This is a genomic window from Devosia sp. P1_H9 (assembly GCF_056405135.1).
The window spans coordinates 108,532-122,002 of record NZ_JBFUCQ010000007.1; the positions used below are offsets into that span (position 1 = coordinate 108,532).

Consider the following 13,471-nt stretch of genomic DNA (forward strand, 5'->3'; position numbering starts at 1 on the left):
CCCCCGGGGCTGGAGCTACTCCAGCCCGTACCCCATCAGCACCTTGCCGTGGGCCTTGAGCCAGGCCTTGCCCTTGGTCATGTCGGGCAGCGCCTTCTCGACGGTTTTCCAGAAGCTCGGCGAGTGGTTCATGTGGACGAGATGGGCCACCTCGTGGGCGGCGACATAGTCGAGCACGAATGGCGGGGCGAGGATCAGCCGCCAGTTGTAGTTGAGCTTGCCCGATGAGGAGCAAGAGCCCCAGCGGGTGGCCTGGCTGCGCATCGCTACCGATTTGACCTCTACCCCGAGCGCCGCCGCATGCACGTCGGAGCGCACCGCCAGGTCGCGCTGGGCCTCGGCCTTCAGCCATTCGGTCAGCCGGCGCGGGATATGTGCCGCTTCGCCCGGCACCAGCAGCGACAGCTCGCCATCGATCTCGGACACTTCCACGCGGCCACGCAGCCGGCCGGTGGCGTGGATACGGTGGGGGACGCCGCGCAGCGGCACCACCTCGCCATCGGCAAAGGCGGTGCGGGGTGCGCTACGCTTCAGCCGCGCCGCCAGCCAGCCGCGATGGCGGTTGAGGAAGCCTTCGGCTTCCGGCCAGCGTCCGGTTTTGGGCAGCGTCAGCACCGGGTTGCCGTGATGCGGCACGGTGAGGCGATAGCTCCGCGCCCGCGGGCTCACCTTCACCGTGATCTCGACCGGCTCATCGTCGATGAGGAGCGTGGTCGCGGCCGGCACCTTCGGCGCCTTGGCGGGGAACAGGAAGTTCATGGGCCGATCATCGCTGATTCGAACTGATCCCCGACGACAAAAAAGCGCCCCGCAAGGGGGCGCCAGTCGTCAGGAGGACAATAAGCGGGAGGGAACTAGACGTTCGTCCCGTTGTTCTGGTCGCCGCCGTAGTTCGGGCGGTTACCGTTCTTTTCGCGCATGAAGCGGTCAAACTCTTCGCGATCCTTGGCCATGCGGAGGTTACGCATGTACTCGTGGAAGGCGTTGACCTCTTCGTCGAGCCGGCGGCGCTCCTCGTCGAGGCGCTTGAGCTGCTCGGTGCGATAGTCGTCGAACGCGGCGTTGCCGCTCGAATTGCGGAAGCCGTGGTGACGGTACCCGTTGGCGCGGGGACCGCAGTTTTCGGCCCAGGCGCGGGATCGATTGACGAACCCCTGAGCCTTGTCCGCCGAGCCGCCGAACATTTCGCCCCACAGGATGTAGGCGAGAACGGCGAGGCCGAGCGGCCACCAGATGACGAAGCCCAGGACCATCAAAGCTATGGTCAACGGGCCCCATTGCGGTTTGATAATCGCAGAGTGCATTGGACTTTCTCCCAGTCACGAACAGCTCCGATGTGGTCCCACCGGACTGGGGGTCAAGCGTTTCGCCCGCGCATTTTTGCCCTTGAAATGCCATGCTAGACTTCCCATGCGGGCGGAAACGACATGCCCGGAAAGGATGATTTCATGGCATTGGCGGACTCCTCGGCGGCGATCCTGCCGGGTAACTGGCGCCCTCTCAGGCTCGCGACGCTGGTCGGGCTGCGCTGGCTGGCGATCGCCGGGCAGACCATCGGCGTGCTGTTCGTCGCCTTCGGGCTCAGCTTTCCGCTGCCGCTGACCCAGTGCCTGATGCTGATCGGGCTATCGGTGCTGCTCAACCTGTGGCTGGTGTTCCGGCTGGGCGAGGGCTACCGGCCGTCGCCCACCGTCGCGACGGTGCATCTTGGCTGGGACCTGTTTCAGCTGGCCGCCTTGCTGGCGTTGACCGGCGGGCTGCAGAACCCGTTCTCGCTGCTGCTGCTGGCGCCCGTATCGGTATCGGCGACGACGCTGCCGCAGCGCTCGACGGTGATCCTTGCGACGCTGGCCATCGTCCTTGCCTCCCTCCTCTCGGTGTTCCACTTCGACCTGCCCTGGGATCCTGACTCGCGCATCGTCTTCGACCGCGTCTATGTCATCGGCATCTGGGTCTCGATCATCTGCGGCACCATCTTCATCGCCGGCTATACCAACCGCGTGGCGCACGAGGCACGCCAGCTCGCCGACGCGCTCGCCGCCACCGAGCTGGCGCTGTCGCGGCATGAGCAGTTGAGCGCGCTGGATGGGCTGGCGGCAGCCGCCGCGCACGAGCTCGGCACGCCGCTCTCCACCATCGCGCTCGCCGCGCGCGAAATCCGCGACGAGGTACCGGCCGGCCCGGTGCGCGAGGATATCGAACTGATCATGTCGCAGGCGGCGCGCTGCCGAGAAATCCTCGGCAAGCTCAGGAGCCTGCGCGAAACGCCAGGCGACCCGTTCGCCGCGGTGCCGGTCTCGGCGCTGCTGGCCGAGGTGATCAAACCGCTCGAAGGCGGCGGCAAGGTGATCTCGGTTCGCACCGGCAAGGGTGCCGGCACGGAGCCGGTGATCCGCCGCAACGCGGGACTGCTCTACGGTCTCGGCAACCTGATCGACAACGCGGCGCAGTTCGCGCAGCGCGCCGTGCTGGTCGAGGCCAGCTGGGACAAGCAGGCGGTCACCGTCACCATCACCGATGATGGCCCAGGCTTTCCGACGGACCTGATCACCCGGCTGGGCGAGCCCTATCTCACCACGCGGCCGCGCAACGCGGACAGCGGCGAGCCGGGCGGGCTCGGGCTGGGCATCTTCATTTCCAAGACTCTATTGGAGCGTACCGGCGCCAAGCTCAGCTTCGAGAACGAGGCTGCGGACGGCCATGCGCAGGTGCGGCTCATCTGGCCGCGCGCGGCAATCGAGCAGGTGTGAGTGAGGCGCGAATGCTTGCGTTCCCCACCGGCGTCATTCCCGCGCAGGCGGGTAGATACCGATTGTGCGTCCCTCCGTATTTTTGACCTTTTCACCAAAAGACCCTACATGAGGCGGCGATGAGCACAGTCGATGAACTCCTTGCGGCCGACCGTACCTTGCTGCTGGTCGATGACGACAAGACCTTCCTCACCCGCCTCGAGCGGGCGATGCAGAAACGTGGCTTCGATGTCCGGATCGCCGACACCGTAGCCGGCGGCCTCGCCGCGGTATCCGAGGCACCCCCGGCCTATGCCGTGGTGGACTTGCGGCTCGAGGACGGCAACGGCCTTGATGTGGTCGCGGCGCTGCACCAGAAGCGCGAGGATGCCCGCGCGGTGGTCCTCACCGGCTACGGCAACATTGCCACTGCCGTTACCGCGGTGAAGCTGGGCGCAGTGGACTATCTCAGCAAACCCGCCGACGCCGAGGACGTGATCAATGCCCTCCTCGCCACCGGCAACAAGCCGCCCGAGCCGCCCGAAAATCCGATGTCGGCCGACCGGGTGCGCTGGGAGCATATCCAGCGCGTCTACGAGCTCTGCGATCGCAATGTCTCGGAGACGGCACGCCGGCTCAACATGCATCGCCGCACGCTGCAGCGCATCCTCGCCAAGCGCGCGCCGAAATAACCTGTCACACTGAGATCAGATAGTTCGCCCGGGAGGCCACGATGACCGTCACGCTACATTTCCACGGGGCGTCGGGCACCGTTACGGGATCATGCTACCGGGTGGTGCACCCCAAGGGCCAGTTCCTCGTCGATTGCGGCATGTTCCAAGGCAACAAGACCGTCCGCGATCTCAACTACAAGCCATTCCCGTTCGATCCCAAGGCGATCGACTTCCTGCTGCTCACGCACGCCCATATCGACCACGCGGGGCTGCTGCCGCGGCTGACGCATATGGGGTATCGGAAGCCCATCTGGGCCACCGAGCCGACCAACGGCTTGCTTGAATATCTCCTCCCCGACGCCGCCGGTATCCAGGAGAGCGAGGCGGATCGCGAGACCAGAAAGCGCACCCGCCGCGCCGAGGAACCGTTCCAGCCGCTCTACATCATGGAAGACGCCAACGAGGCGCTGAAGCTGCGCAAGGGCGTCAAATACGAAGAGTGGATCACCCCGGGCCCGGGCGTTCGCGCCCGCTATTGGAACGCTGGCCACATCCTCGGCTCCGCCTCCATCGAAGTCGAGGTGCAGGACAGCGACGGCAAGGCCATTCGCATCTTGTTCTCGGGCGATCTCGGCCCCGACGTGAAGGTGTTCTGGGAAGCCCCGGATGCCCCCGCCGGCTACGACTACATCCTCTCGGAATCCACCTATGGCGGCCGCGAGCGCGAGGATTACACCCTCAAGCAGCGCCAGGAATCGCTGAAGAAGGAGATAAACGAGGCGCTCGCACGCGGTGGCAATCTCGTCATCCCGACCTTCGCGGTGGAGCGCAGCCAGGAGCTACTGCATGACATCGGCTACCTGATCAAGACCGGCGAGATCAGCCCGAGCCTCGTCTTCCTCGATAGCCCGCTGGCCTCAAAGGTCACCGCCGTCTATCGCAAGTACGCCGCCATGTTCGACGACGTCGAGCTGAGCGCCGACGAGCTGTTCAACGATTCCCGCTTCCGCATCGTCGAGAGCGTCGACGAGAGCAAGGCGATCAACTCGATCCGTGGCGGCGCCATCATCATGTCGGCCTCCGGCATGGCGGACGCCGGGCGGATCAAGCACCACCTGCGCAACAACCTGCCGCGCTCCAACGCCACCGTGCTGTTCGTCGGCTACCAGGCGCCGGGCACGCTCGGCCAGATCATCCAGTCCGGCGCCAAGGAGGTGCGGATCCATTCCGAGCTGGTGCCGGTGCGCGCCCATGTCCGCAGCCTCGGCAACTACTCGGCACACGCCGATCACTCCGAACTCGTCGCCTGGGTGACCAAGCGCCTGCCGGCACATGGCGCGATCTTCTTGACCCACGGCGAGGACGAGGAGCGCGCCGCGCTCAAGGCGGCGCTGATGCATGATGACGGGCTGGCGACCGACCAGGTGCTGATGCCGCTGCTCGACGACGCCTTCGACCTGCGTGCGGACGGCGTTGCCGGCGTCGAGCGTCCGGCCGAGCGCCGCGTCGACATGACGCAAATCACCGCGGATTGGCACAACGCCTATGCCAGCTTCATCATCGATCTGAGCCACCAGCTGCAGGACGCGCCAAGCGATGCATGGCGCATCGCCGTGATGGACTCGCTGAAGGCGACGCTCGCCGGCACCGGCCCGGTGACCCCGCCACTGCCGATGAAGACCCAGGCGGGCAACGCCCCCGTGGTGCACGGGGAGCCGAGCGGGGAGTAGCCGTCAGCCCTTCCGCGGCGCCAGATACCGGGCCAGGTAGAATGCCAGCAGCAGTGGTGGCAGCAGCACGGCGAATGTCACCCGGATCGACGCCACGGTGGCGATCCACCCCATGATCGCCGGCGTGAAGAGCAGCAGCATCTGCTGGCTCATGGTCAGCGCCGCGACATTCTCCGAGGCCGGGCGGTCGCCCAGCCGCGCCGCCGCCGAGGTGGAGAGCGGAAACGACACGCAAACGCCGAAGCCGATCAGCGTGAAGCCAACGAGCGCCACGATCAGGTTAGGCGAGAACACCACCAGCAACAGCCCTACCAGCGCCGTTAGCGTCAGCGCCCGCGCCAGCCGCACCGGACCCCAGCGCGTGACCCCGCGATCGCCCAGCAGCCGGCCGATCGACTGCGCCGTCATGAAGGCCGGGAGTGTCAGCGTATCGACCCAGTCCGGCGCGACGAAGCTGTCGCGCATGAAGATCACCGACCAGTTGCGCAGGCCGCCCTCGAGCAGCGATGCCGCCACCGCATAGCCGAGCAACAGCAGCGTCATCGTCGTCGGTAACGCGATACGGAAGCCCTTAGTGGTTTGGGCATGCGGCCGCGCCGGGGCCGCCTGCATCGGCCAGGCGAACAGCGCCAGCCCGACCAGCACCGGCACCAGGATGATGGCAAAGTGCACGGCCGGTGCCACATTGGCGCCGCGCATCGCCGTGCCGATCAGCGACGACGTCAGCAGGCCGACGCTCCAGATGCCGTGGCAGGTGTTCATCAGCCGCCGGCCCGCCGCCGCCTCTACCCGGTCGGCCTCGACATTGATCGAGATATTGCTGAGCGCGAACACCGCGCCGAACACCACGAAGCCGAGCCACATGACCAGCAGGTTCGGCGCCAGTGCGATGCCGACCAGTACCAGCCCCAGCAGCGGGATAGTCGTGAGAATGATCGCCCGGGTACCGAGTTTTTCGACCACGAGGCTGGCGAACAGGAAGGTCACGATCGCCCCTGCCGGTTGGCCGAGCAGGGCAATGCCGAGCTCCGCCTCGTTGAGCCCAAGCGCCAGCTGCATGTCGGGGATACGGCTGAACATGCCGCCCTGCGCCAGCGCATGGAGGAAGAACACGATGACGATCGGCTGGGGCAGTTTCACCGGGGCGCTTTCAGCAAGTCCGTGGCCACCGGCCGTCAGAGGTCATTGGGATCCATCAGGACGTGGATGCGGTCGGCGCCGAGTCGCGTCAGCTTCAGCAGCATGGCCTTGCGGCGGGCGGGAGGCAGCGGCGTCTCCTCCGCCATGCGCAGGATCGCCGCGTCATGCCCGTCGCCCACCATCAGCCCCTCGCCCGCCGGGAAGATGTCGGGGTCGAGTTCCGGCGGCTTGGCGAAGAAGAAGCGGTCGCAGAATTCCTTGTAGTCCGGCCACTTGCGATCGACCTGGAAGTCGATCAGCGACGACTTGATCTCGACGATCCAGATCTCGCCCTTCGGCCCCACCGCCAGCACGTCGGCGCGCCGGCCATTGGCCAGCGGCACCTCGGCGTAGCAGGAGAAATCATGCGCGTTGCGCAGGAACCTCATCACCCCGCGTTGCACCCTGAGCGCCGTCGGCGATTGCCTGAGATCGACGATCGGCGGCAGCTCAGCCACGGGGCGTGGCCGGCTCCGGTTCAGCCAGCAGCGGCGTCGGCTTGGGCGACAGCGCCCGGATCACCAGCAGCGCCGCGATGATCAGTGGCACGCAGACGAAATACGAGATCCGGATGCCGAAGCTCTGGGCGACGAAGCCGAGCAGCGGCGGCCCGAGGAAGAACACCACGAATGTCATCTGCCCGAGCGACGCCACATTGACCGAAGCCGGACGGTCGGTACGTTGCGCCGCCGCGGAGACCGCCAGCGGATAGACCGACGAGCAGCCGAGCCCCATCAGCATGAAGCCGAACAGCGCCACATAGGGGTGCGGCGCGACGCCGACGGTGATCAGCCCGATGGCGGCGATGCCGAGCAACGCACCGGCAACGACCCGTGGGCTGTAGCGCTCGACCACCGGATCCATGAACAGCCGGGCCAGCGCCATGAACAGCGAGAAGATGGTGATCGACAGCCCGCCGACGAACGGCGGCACGTCGAACACGTCGCGCATGTAGATCGCCGACCAGTCGATGCCGGCGCCCTCGACCAGCAGCGGCGCCGCGCCGATCAGGCAGAGCGGCAACAACCCGACGGTCGGGAAGGCAACGAGCGGCATCTTGCCATCGTGGCTATCGGCGCGCGCCGGAGCGTTCTCGATCTTCGAGAATACGAAGACCCCGGCGATCACCACGACGACCAGCGCAAGGAAGGTGTGCATGTGCACGGATACGCCGGCCTGGCGCACGCCGGCCGAAATGAACGCGGTGACGAAGAAGCCGAGGCTCCACATACCATGCGCGCGGCTCATGATGCGGGTGCCGAGCTGCGCCTCGTGCCGGTCGGTCTCGAGGTTGACGTTGATCTCCAGCGCCCCGGCGAACAGCCCGGCGATGAAGAATATCGGGATCAAGAAGATCGCCGAGGGGATCCACGGCACGATCGCATACATCAGCGAGGCGCCGAAAACCGTGACGAAGGCGGTGGCGCGGGCGCCGTATTTCTCGATCAGCGGGCTTGAAAAGGTCAGCCCGCAGAGCGCGCCGACCGACATGGCGATCAGCGTCAGGCCGAGCTGGCCCTCGGTGAGCTTCAGCGAGCGCTGCAGATCGGGCAGGCGCGACAGCAGCGCCCCCATCGACAACGCGAAGACGAAGAAAATCCCATAGACCCGCTGATGCGGCTTCAAACTAAACATCAATCAACCTCATGCCGGATCGGCTTGACGCCCAGCGCCCCGGCGAAAACCAGACTTAGAATAACCAAAGGAACGCCGATACCGAAGGACCAGCGGATACCAAAATGCTCGGCAACATAGCCCAGAAGCGGCGGCCCGAAGAGGAAGGCAACGAAGGAAATCTGCGCCAGCGAGGCGACATTGCTCGCCGCCGGCCGGTCGGTCCGCTGCGCCGCCGCCGACATGGCGAGCGGGAAGATCACCGAGGTGCCGACGCCCATCAGCCCGAAGCCGACCAGCGACAGCCAATCGGCCGGTGAGAAGAACACGATCACCGCGCCAACGCCGAGCACGCTGAGCAGCACCCGCGAGACGATGGTCGGGCTGTAGCGCTCGACGAACGGATCGGCGAAGAATCGCGTCGCCGCCTGGGTGAAGGCGCCGAGCGCCACGGCGAACCCGGCGAGGAACGGCGACACCTGGAATTCGTCCCGCATGTAGATCGCCGACCAGTCGATGCCGGCGCCCTCCATGATCATGGCGGAGAGGGTCACCGCGACGAGGATCATGATGGCGAGGGTGGGCGCGGCAAAACGTGGTGCCTCGTCAGTCGAGCCGCCGGTGCGGTGCGGCGCTGGGGTGAAGCGGCCGAGCAGCAGCGCCACGCCGGCGATAACCACCGGCACCATTAGCAGCAGATGCAGTTGCACGCTCAGCCCGGTCTGCGCGATCGCCGCGCTGACGATGCCGGCCGAGAAGAAGCCAAAGCTCCAGAAGGCGTGCGAGCGGTTCATGATGCGCCGCCCGATCATGTGCTCGGTGCGGTCCGCCTCGAGGTTGAGGATGATCTCGATGCCGCCGATGACCAGCCCGACCGGTACCAGGAGCAGGAAAAAGGCGATCGGCCCGGTGGCGAACGACGCCAGGGCATAGCCCAGCGCCAGCAGCGGGATCAGCGTCAGGATGGCGCGGCGATAACCGAAACGGTCGAGCAGCGGTCCGGCAAAGCTCAGCGAAATCAGCGTGCCGAGCGCCGCGCCGATCAGCCCGAGGCCAAGCGCTCCCTCCTCGATGCCCATGGCGCGCTGGATATCCGGCAGGCGCGGCGGCAGGCTCCCCATGCAGAACGAATAGATGAAGAAGCCGCCATACACCCGCTGCTGCGGCGGCAACTCGATACCGAATCTCATGGTGGGGAACTCGCGGAAAGAAACGCGGGCGACCCTAGTTAAATCGGTTCAATTGGGCAAGTTAGGCTTTGTGATGGGGGTGTTGGTGCCGGACGACTACCCGCTGGCGCCCAGCCACTGGCGTCATCCGCGCGAAGCCGGGGACCCAGTGCGATCTCTCGACATCTGCTGGCGATGCAGCATCCCACTAGGTTCCCGCCTTCGCGGGAATGACGTCGGTGGGTGTGAGATCGCCCGGATGAACTAAATCGCCACCTGCATCTCATCGCGCATCACGCTCACGCCGCGCGATGGGGAGCGGATGATCTCGAGCCTGCGGTATTGGCTGCCGGACCGGCTATGAGTCCGCTGCGCCCCGCGGTCGGGGCCGAGATAGTCGGCGGTCTCGAAGTACACCTGGGTGTGCTCGACCAGCCGCTCGAGCCGTGCCGTCACCCGCTGTTGCGTGAACGGCAGGGTCAGCACGTCGTCGAAGCCCATCTCGACGCAGGTCTTGATCGCCTCGACCAGCGGGCTCTCGGAGAAATACACCATGGGCGAGAAGCGGATGCGCCGGCTGGGCGAGAAGCGGATAGCATCCGCCACGGCCTTCAGCCCGGCGACGTCATCGACCGCGGCGAAGAGGAAGAACAGCAGTGGCGTCTGCTGCGCCTGGGTCTCGGCCGCGGCCAGCCCCGCATAAGTTTGCACGATCGGGAAACCCAGTCCGCGCGCCAGATCCGCCAGCGCTGCGCCGGGGCCATCCGGCGGGCCGACCACATAGGCACAGGCCCGCATCCTCAGGCACTCCACGATTGCATTCCCGCGCGGAGTATCGGCCCGCGCCGCTTGCCGCGAGGTTAAGACGGCGGGAGGCGCCGCTCGCCCTTGAACAGCGGGCCATGCTCGCGCATCAGCTTGGCGATCCGGTCGGCAACCAGCCGCACTTCCGGCCGGTGGCGGTCCTCGTGGTGCGAGACCAGCCATTGCTCGGTCTCGAGTTCGGCGATCGGCGTCGCCACCCGCACCAGCCGCGGGTCGCTGTCGCCCACGAAGCAGGGAAAGACGCTGAGCCCGGCGCCGGCTGCCACCAGTTCGCGCACGCTCTGCACATCGTTGCCGCGCACCCCGATCCGGTCGCCGTGGTGGGCCATCAGCCAGCGGGCCGAAGCGACGTTTGCCGCCTCGCCGGTGATGCCGACAAACAGTCCCGCCTTTATGCCGTTGATCAGATTGAGGCCGGAATAGATCGCATGCGCCACGCGGCCGATCTGCCGGCCGGCGAGATTGGGCTCCACCGGCCGCTCCGACCGTAGCCCCAGGTCGGCGGCGCGACGCCCGATGTCGAGCTTGCCGTAGGCGGTGGCGAGTTCGACCCGGATGTTGTCGTCTACGTGCCAGAGCTCACCGATATGCCGGGAGAGAAACGCCGAGGTCCAGGTCCCGGCCGAGATGCGGACGATCTTCTCGCCCACCGTGCCGTCGCGCCAGCGCTTCAGCTCCTGCATAGCGGCTTCGACATCCTGGGCGCGAGCCAGCAGCTCCTCGCCGGCCAGGGTCAGCTGGTAGCCGGTCTGCCGGCGCACGAAGAGCGGCTCGCCGATCTGCTGCTCGAGGGCGGTGACCCGGCGCCCGAGGGTGGCGGCGCTGAGCCCGGTGGTGGCGGTCGCGGCACTCAGTCCGCCCAGCCGCGCCACATCGAGAAACAGCCGCAGGTCGTCCCAGGAGATTGCTTCACCGACGCTCATTTTTCATTCCTGAAAAGCCCGTTGCGAAGCTGATTGTATCGCTTCAAGCCCGGAATGAGCAAGTATGGGTCTCAGGAAGGCACTGAAGCAACAGTGACTTTCCGCCAAGCCGCAAAGCGACAGTCTGGTTTCGGCAGTTCACCCCGAGTTGCCGAGGGACGAGATGTTTTGCGCTGATGAAGGAGAAGGAAAATGCTCGGAACACTGTCACGCCGCCTGGCCGAATGGTCACGTATCCGCCGCGACATCCAGCGGCTCAAGCAGCTGGACGATGTCTTGCTGGCCGATCTCGGCATCGAGCGCGGCTGCATCGCCCACAGCGTACGGACGGGTGAGAAATGAGCCCGACGACGCTACGCATCTGGAACGGGCTCGAGGTCCCGCGCATCGGCATCGGCTGCTGGGCCATTGGCGGCCCGTTCAAGATGGACGGTCGCAACGATGGCTGGGGCGAGATCGACGACAACCAGTCGCTGAGGGCCTTGACGCTGGCCCACGAGCTCGGCGCCCGCCTGTTCGACACGGCCGATGCATATGGCACCGGCCACAGCGAGGAGGTGCTGGGCGAAGCGTTCGGCAACCGTCCGGACGTGGTGATCGCCACCAAGTTCGGCTTCACCCATGACCGGGCGAAGCGCGAGCTGACGGGCACAGACGTCACGCCTGTTTACATGGAGCTGGCGCTCGATGCCTCGCTCAAGCGGTTGAAGCGCGATCGCATCGACCTCTACCAGCTGCATGTTGGCGATGCCTCGGCCGAAGCGATGGACCGCCTGGCACCGGCCCTCGAGCGCCGCGCCGAGTCCGGCGACATCGCCGCCTGGGGCTGGAGTACCGATGACGCGAAAGCCGTGTCGAGGGTGCTGCACTTCCCGCACTTCAAGGCGGTGCAGCAGGGATTGGATGTGTTCCGCGACGGCCCGGAAATGGTGGCGCTGTGCGACAAGCATGGGCTGCCGAACCTGATCCGGTCGCCGCTTGCCATGGGGTTCCTCACCGGCAAGTTCACCGCGCAGTCGCGCGTGTCGACGGACGATGTGCGGGGCGCCGGGCATAGCTGGGTGCGCGACTTCAAGGATGGGCGGCCGTCGGCGGAGTCCTTGCGGAAGCTCGATGCCATTCGCGACGTGCTCACCAGCGGCGGCCGCACGATCGCGCAGGGCGCCCTCGGCTGGGTGCTGGCGCGATCGCCGCAGACCATCCCGATCCCCGGGTTCAAGACCGAGGCACAGATCCGCGACAACCTGGGCGCGCTCGACAAGGGCCCGCTCCCCCCGGCCGCGATGGCCGAAATCAGTGCCCTGCTTTCGCGGGAACTGGCCTGATGCGAGACGATCAGCAACGACCGCCCCTCGCGTCGATGAAGGAGAACCAAATGTTCGACACTCTCATTGAACGCATAATGTCCTGGGCACGTATCCAGTCCGGCATCGAACGACTGCAGGGGCTCGATGACCGCCTGCTGGCTGATATGGGCATCGAGCGGGAACTGATCCCGCAGATTTCCCGGACCGGGATCGTCGTTGCCCATGCGACGCTGGCGGCCGAGGCCAGTCGACCGGCTGTGGTAGCCGCGAGCACGGCACGACCGCCATCGCTCGGCCGAAAGGGCAGCGAATGCGGCCCTGTGCCGAGCATGAGCTGAACCAGAGTGGAGCGACGGCCCGACGGKCTGGGGTCCGACCAGCCGCGAGGAGGGGATCGCCACGCTGCGAATGGCGGTCGACGAGGGGATCGACCTGATCGACGCCGCGCCCGGCTACAAGATCTGCGAGGCGCTGATCGGCGAGGCCTTCGAGGGGCGGGTGCCCGAGGGGGTAAAAGTCACCACCAAATGCGGCATCGGCACCATCCCGGATGACCAGGTCTATCCACGTTTCCGTGCGTCGTTGGAGGCGAGCCTCAAGGCCATGCGGCTCGAACGGGTCGACCTGTTCTTCCTCCACAACCAGATCTGCGCCGACGAATTTGTCTACCCGGCGGAGGACGAGCGTCGCGCCGAAATCGCCACCAGCTGGTCGAGCTATCGCGATGCCGTAGTGCCGGCCTTCGAACGCCTGAGGCGCGAGGGGCTGATCGGCGGCTGGGGCATCACCGGGGTCAGCGTTCCCGAGACCATCCTCGATGCGCTCGCGCACACGCCGCGTCCGGATGCCGTGCAGGCGGTGGCCAATCTGATGGACAGCCCGGGCGGCCTCACCGGCCTCAGGACACCATCGCGATCGCGCGAGATCATCGCCTCGGCACACACCAACGGAGTGGGTGTAATGGCGATCCGCCCGGTGCAGGCTGGCGCCCTCACCAACAGCTTCGACCGTGAGTTGCGGGCCGACGATCGCGACATGCAGGATTTTCGCCGCGCCGCGCCCTTCCGCGACCTCTGTGCAAGATGGGGCGCCGACCCAGCCATCATCGCACATCGCTATGCGCTGGGCATGGCCGGGGTCGAAACACTGGTGCTCGGGGTCAAGAACCGCGACGAACTCGCGGACGCGCTGGGTGCCGAACGCGAGGGCCCGCTCGAGCCGGCACAGATCGCTGCGATCGACGGTCTCGGGTTGGCCAGGTTGCCGGCCTGAGGCGAACGTCGGGCGTGTCGGCGGATTGTCCAACCCGACACGCGAAACT

At 66.5% G+C, this 13,471-nt stretch carries 14 protein-coding genes and 1 pseudogene; 7 read left to right on the forward strand and 8 right to left on the reverse strand.

Annotated elements, in window-relative coordinates:
* Nucleotides 1-15: 15 nt before the first annotated feature.
* Nucleotides 16-759, reverse strand: a complete 744-nt coding sequence (locus tag AC1DYL_RS15365; protein ID WP_477173832.1) for a M48 family metallopeptidase — start codon at nt 757-759, stop codon at nt 16-18.
* Between the two features lie 95 nt (nt 760-854).
* Nucleotides 855-1,304, reverse strand: coding sequence for a DUF2852 domain-containing protein (locus AC1DYL_RS15370; RefSeq protein WP_477173833.1), 450 nt, complete (start codon nt 1,302-1,304; stop codon nt 855-857).
* A gap of 123 nt (nt 1,305-1,427) precedes the next feature.
* Here AC1DYL_RS15370 and AC1DYL_RS15375 point away from each other — a divergent pair, with 123 nt between their 5' ends.
* The 3 genes from AC1DYL_RS15375 to AC1DYL_RS15385 all read left to right on the forward strand — a co-directional run bounded on the left by AC1DYL_RS15375 (nt 1,428) and on the right by AC1DYL_RS15385 (nt 5,133).
* A complete protein-coding gene (locus AC1DYL_RS15375) occupies nt 1,428-2,750 on the forward strand; it encodes an ActS/PrrB/RegB family redox-sensitive histidine kinase (RefSeq protein ID WP_477173834.1) in 1,323 nt (440 codons plus the stop codon).
* Between the two features lie 119 nt (nt 2,751-2,869).
* Nucleotides 2,870-3,421 (forward strand): ActR/PrrA/RegA family redox response regulator transcription factor, encoded by a 552-nt coding sequence (locus tag AC1DYL_RS15380; RefSeq protein ID WP_055047327.1) that lies wholly within the window; start codon nt 2,870-2,872, stop codon nt 3,419-3,421.
* Between the two features lie 41 nt (nt 3,422-3,462).
* A complete protein-coding gene (locus AC1DYL_RS15385) occupies nt 3,463-5,133 on the forward strand; it encodes an MBL fold metallo-hydrolase RNA specificity domain-containing protein (protein ID WP_477173835.1) in 1,671 nt (556 codons plus the stop codon).
* A gap of 3 nt (nt 5,134-5,136) precedes the next feature.
* On the opposite strand, the gene AC1DYL_RS15390 is transcribed toward AC1DYL_RS15385, so the two are convergent.
* The 6 genes from AC1DYL_RS15390 to AC1DYL_RS15415 all read right to left on the reverse strand — a co-directional run bounded on the left by AC1DYL_RS15390 (nt 5,137) and on the right by AC1DYL_RS15415 (nt 10,843).
* A complete protein-coding gene (locus AC1DYL_RS15390; RefSeq protein WP_477173836.1) occupies nt 5,137-6,273 on the reverse strand; it encodes an MFS transporter in 1,137 nt (378 codons plus the stop codon).
* 35 nt (nt 6,274-6,308) lie between these two features.
* On the reverse strand, nt 6,309-6,770 hold the full coding sequence (locus AC1DYL_RS15395) for an MmcB family DNA repair protein (RefSeq protein ID WP_477173837.1): 462 nt from the start codon (nt 6,768-6,770) through the stop codon (nt 6,309-6,311).
* Nucleotides 6,763-7,947: an MFS transporter gene (locus AC1DYL_RS15400; protein ID WP_477173838.1), complete on the reverse strand. Its 1,185-nt coding sequence runs from the start codon at nt 7,945-7,947 to the stop codon at nt 6,763-6,765. The genes AC1DYL_RS15395 and AC1DYL_RS15400 overlap by 8 nt, the downstream gene beginning before the upstream one ends.
* The gene (locus tag AC1DYL_RS15405) at nt 7,947-9,116 is read right to left on the reverse strand and encodes an MFS transporter (RefSeq protein ID WP_477173839.1); all 1,170 of its coding nucleotides are present in this window, start codon (nt 9,114-9,116) and stop codon (nt 7,947-7,949) included. Before AC1DYL_RS15405 ends, AC1DYL_RS15400 begins: the two co-directional genes overlap by 1 nt.
* Before the next feature lie 243 nt (nt 9,117-9,359).
* A complete protein-coding gene (locus tag AC1DYL_RS15410; RefSeq protein WP_477151590.1) occupies nt 9,360-9,893 on the reverse strand; it encodes a response regulator in 534 nt (177 codons plus the stop codon).
* Between the two features lie 62 nt (nt 9,894-9,955).
* The gene (locus AC1DYL_RS15415) at nt 9,956-10,843 is read right to left on the reverse strand and encodes a LysR family transcriptional regulator (RefSeq protein WP_477173840.1); all 888 of its coding nucleotides are present in this window, start codon (nt 10,841-10,843) and stop codon (nt 9,956-9,958) included.
* 192 nt (nt 10,844-11,035) lie between these two features.
* On the opposite strand from AC1DYL_RS15415, the gene AC1DYL_RS15420 reads away from it, so the two are divergent.
* The 4 genes and pseudogenes from AC1DYL_RS15420 to AC1DYL_RS15435 form a co-directional block, all read left to right on the forward strand.
* Nucleotides 11,036-11,185 carry a YjiS-like domain-containing protein gene (locus AC1DYL_RS15420; RefSeq protein WP_477173841.1) on the forward strand — a complete coding sequence of 50 codons (150 nt, stop codon included), beginning with the start codon at nt 11,036-11,038 and terminating at the stop codon, nt 11,183-11,185.
* Entirely contained in the window at nt 11,182-12,168 is a 987-nt protein-coding gene (locus tag AC1DYL_RS15425) for an aldo/keto reductase (RefSeq protein WP_477158479.1), read from the forward strand. The genes AC1DYL_RS15420 and AC1DYL_RS15425 overlap by 4 nt, the downstream gene beginning before the upstream one ends.
* Before the next feature lie 50 nt (nt 12,169-12,218).
* Nucleotides 12,219-12,488 carry a DUF1127 domain-containing protein gene (locus AC1DYL_RS15430; RefSeq protein WP_477173842.1) on the forward strand — a complete coding sequence of 90 codons (270 nt, stop codon included), beginning with the start codon at nt 12,219-12,221 and terminating at the stop codon, nt 12,486-12,488.
* A 37-nt stretch (nt 12,489-12,525) separates the two neighbouring features.
* Nucleotides 12,526-13,422 (forward strand): annotated as a pseudogene (locus AC1DYL_RS15435) (aldo/keto reductase); the annotation flags it as partial.
* Nucleotides 13,423-13,471: the final 49 nt, after the last annotated feature.

Excerpts from the sequence above, each read along its gene's own strand:
- AC1DYL_RS15365 (WP_477173832.1), bottom strand. The coding sequence starts at position 759 with ATGAACTTCCTGTTCCCCGCCAAGGCGCCGAAGGTGCCGGCCGCGACC.
- AC1DYL_RS15370 (WP_477173833.1), bottom strand. The coding sequence starts at position 1,304 with ATGCACTCTGCGATTATCAAACCGCAATGGGGCCCGTTGACCATAGCT.
- AC1DYL_RS15375 (WP_477173834.1), top strand. The coding sequence starts at position 1,428 with ATGCCCGGAAAGGATGATTTCATGGCATTGGCGGACTCCTCGGCGGCG.
- AC1DYL_RS15380 (WP_055047327.1), top strand. The coding sequence starts at position 2,870 with ATGAGCACAGTCGATGAACTCCTTGCGGCCGACCGTACCTTGCTGCTG.
- AC1DYL_RS15385 (WP_477173835.1), top strand. The coding sequence starts at position 3,463 with ATGACCGTCACGCTACATTTCCACGGGGCGTCGGGCACCGTTACGGGA.
- AC1DYL_RS15400 (WP_477173838.1), bottom strand. The coding sequence starts at position 7,947 with ATGTTTAGTTTGAAGCCGCATCAGCGGGTCTATGGGATTTTCTTCGTC.
- AC1DYL_RS15405 (WP_477173839.1), bottom strand. The coding sequence starts at position 9,116 with ATGAGATTCGGTATCGAGTTGCCGCCGCAGCAGCGGGTGTATGGCGGC.
- AC1DYL_RS15410 (WP_477151590.1), bottom strand. The coding sequence starts at position 9,893 with ATGCGGGCCTGTGCCTATGTGGTCGGCCCGCCGGATGGCCCCGGCGCA.
- AC1DYL_RS15415 (WP_477173840.1), bottom strand. The coding sequence starts at position 10,843 with ATGAGCGTCGGTGAAGCAATCTCCTGGGACGACCTGCGGCTGTTTCTC.
- AC1DYL_RS15420 (WP_477173841.1), top strand. The coding sequence starts at position 11,036 with ATGCTCGGAACACTGTCACGCCGCCTGGCCGAATGGTCACGTATCCGC.
- AC1DYL_RS15425 (WP_477158479.1), top strand. The coding sequence starts at position 11,182 with ATGAGCCCGACGACGCTACGCATCTGGAACGGGCTCGAGGTCCCGCGC.
- AC1DYL_RS15430 (WP_477173842.1), top strand. The coding sequence starts at position 12,219 with ATGTTCGACACTCTCATTGAACGCATAATGTCCTGGGCACGTATCCAG.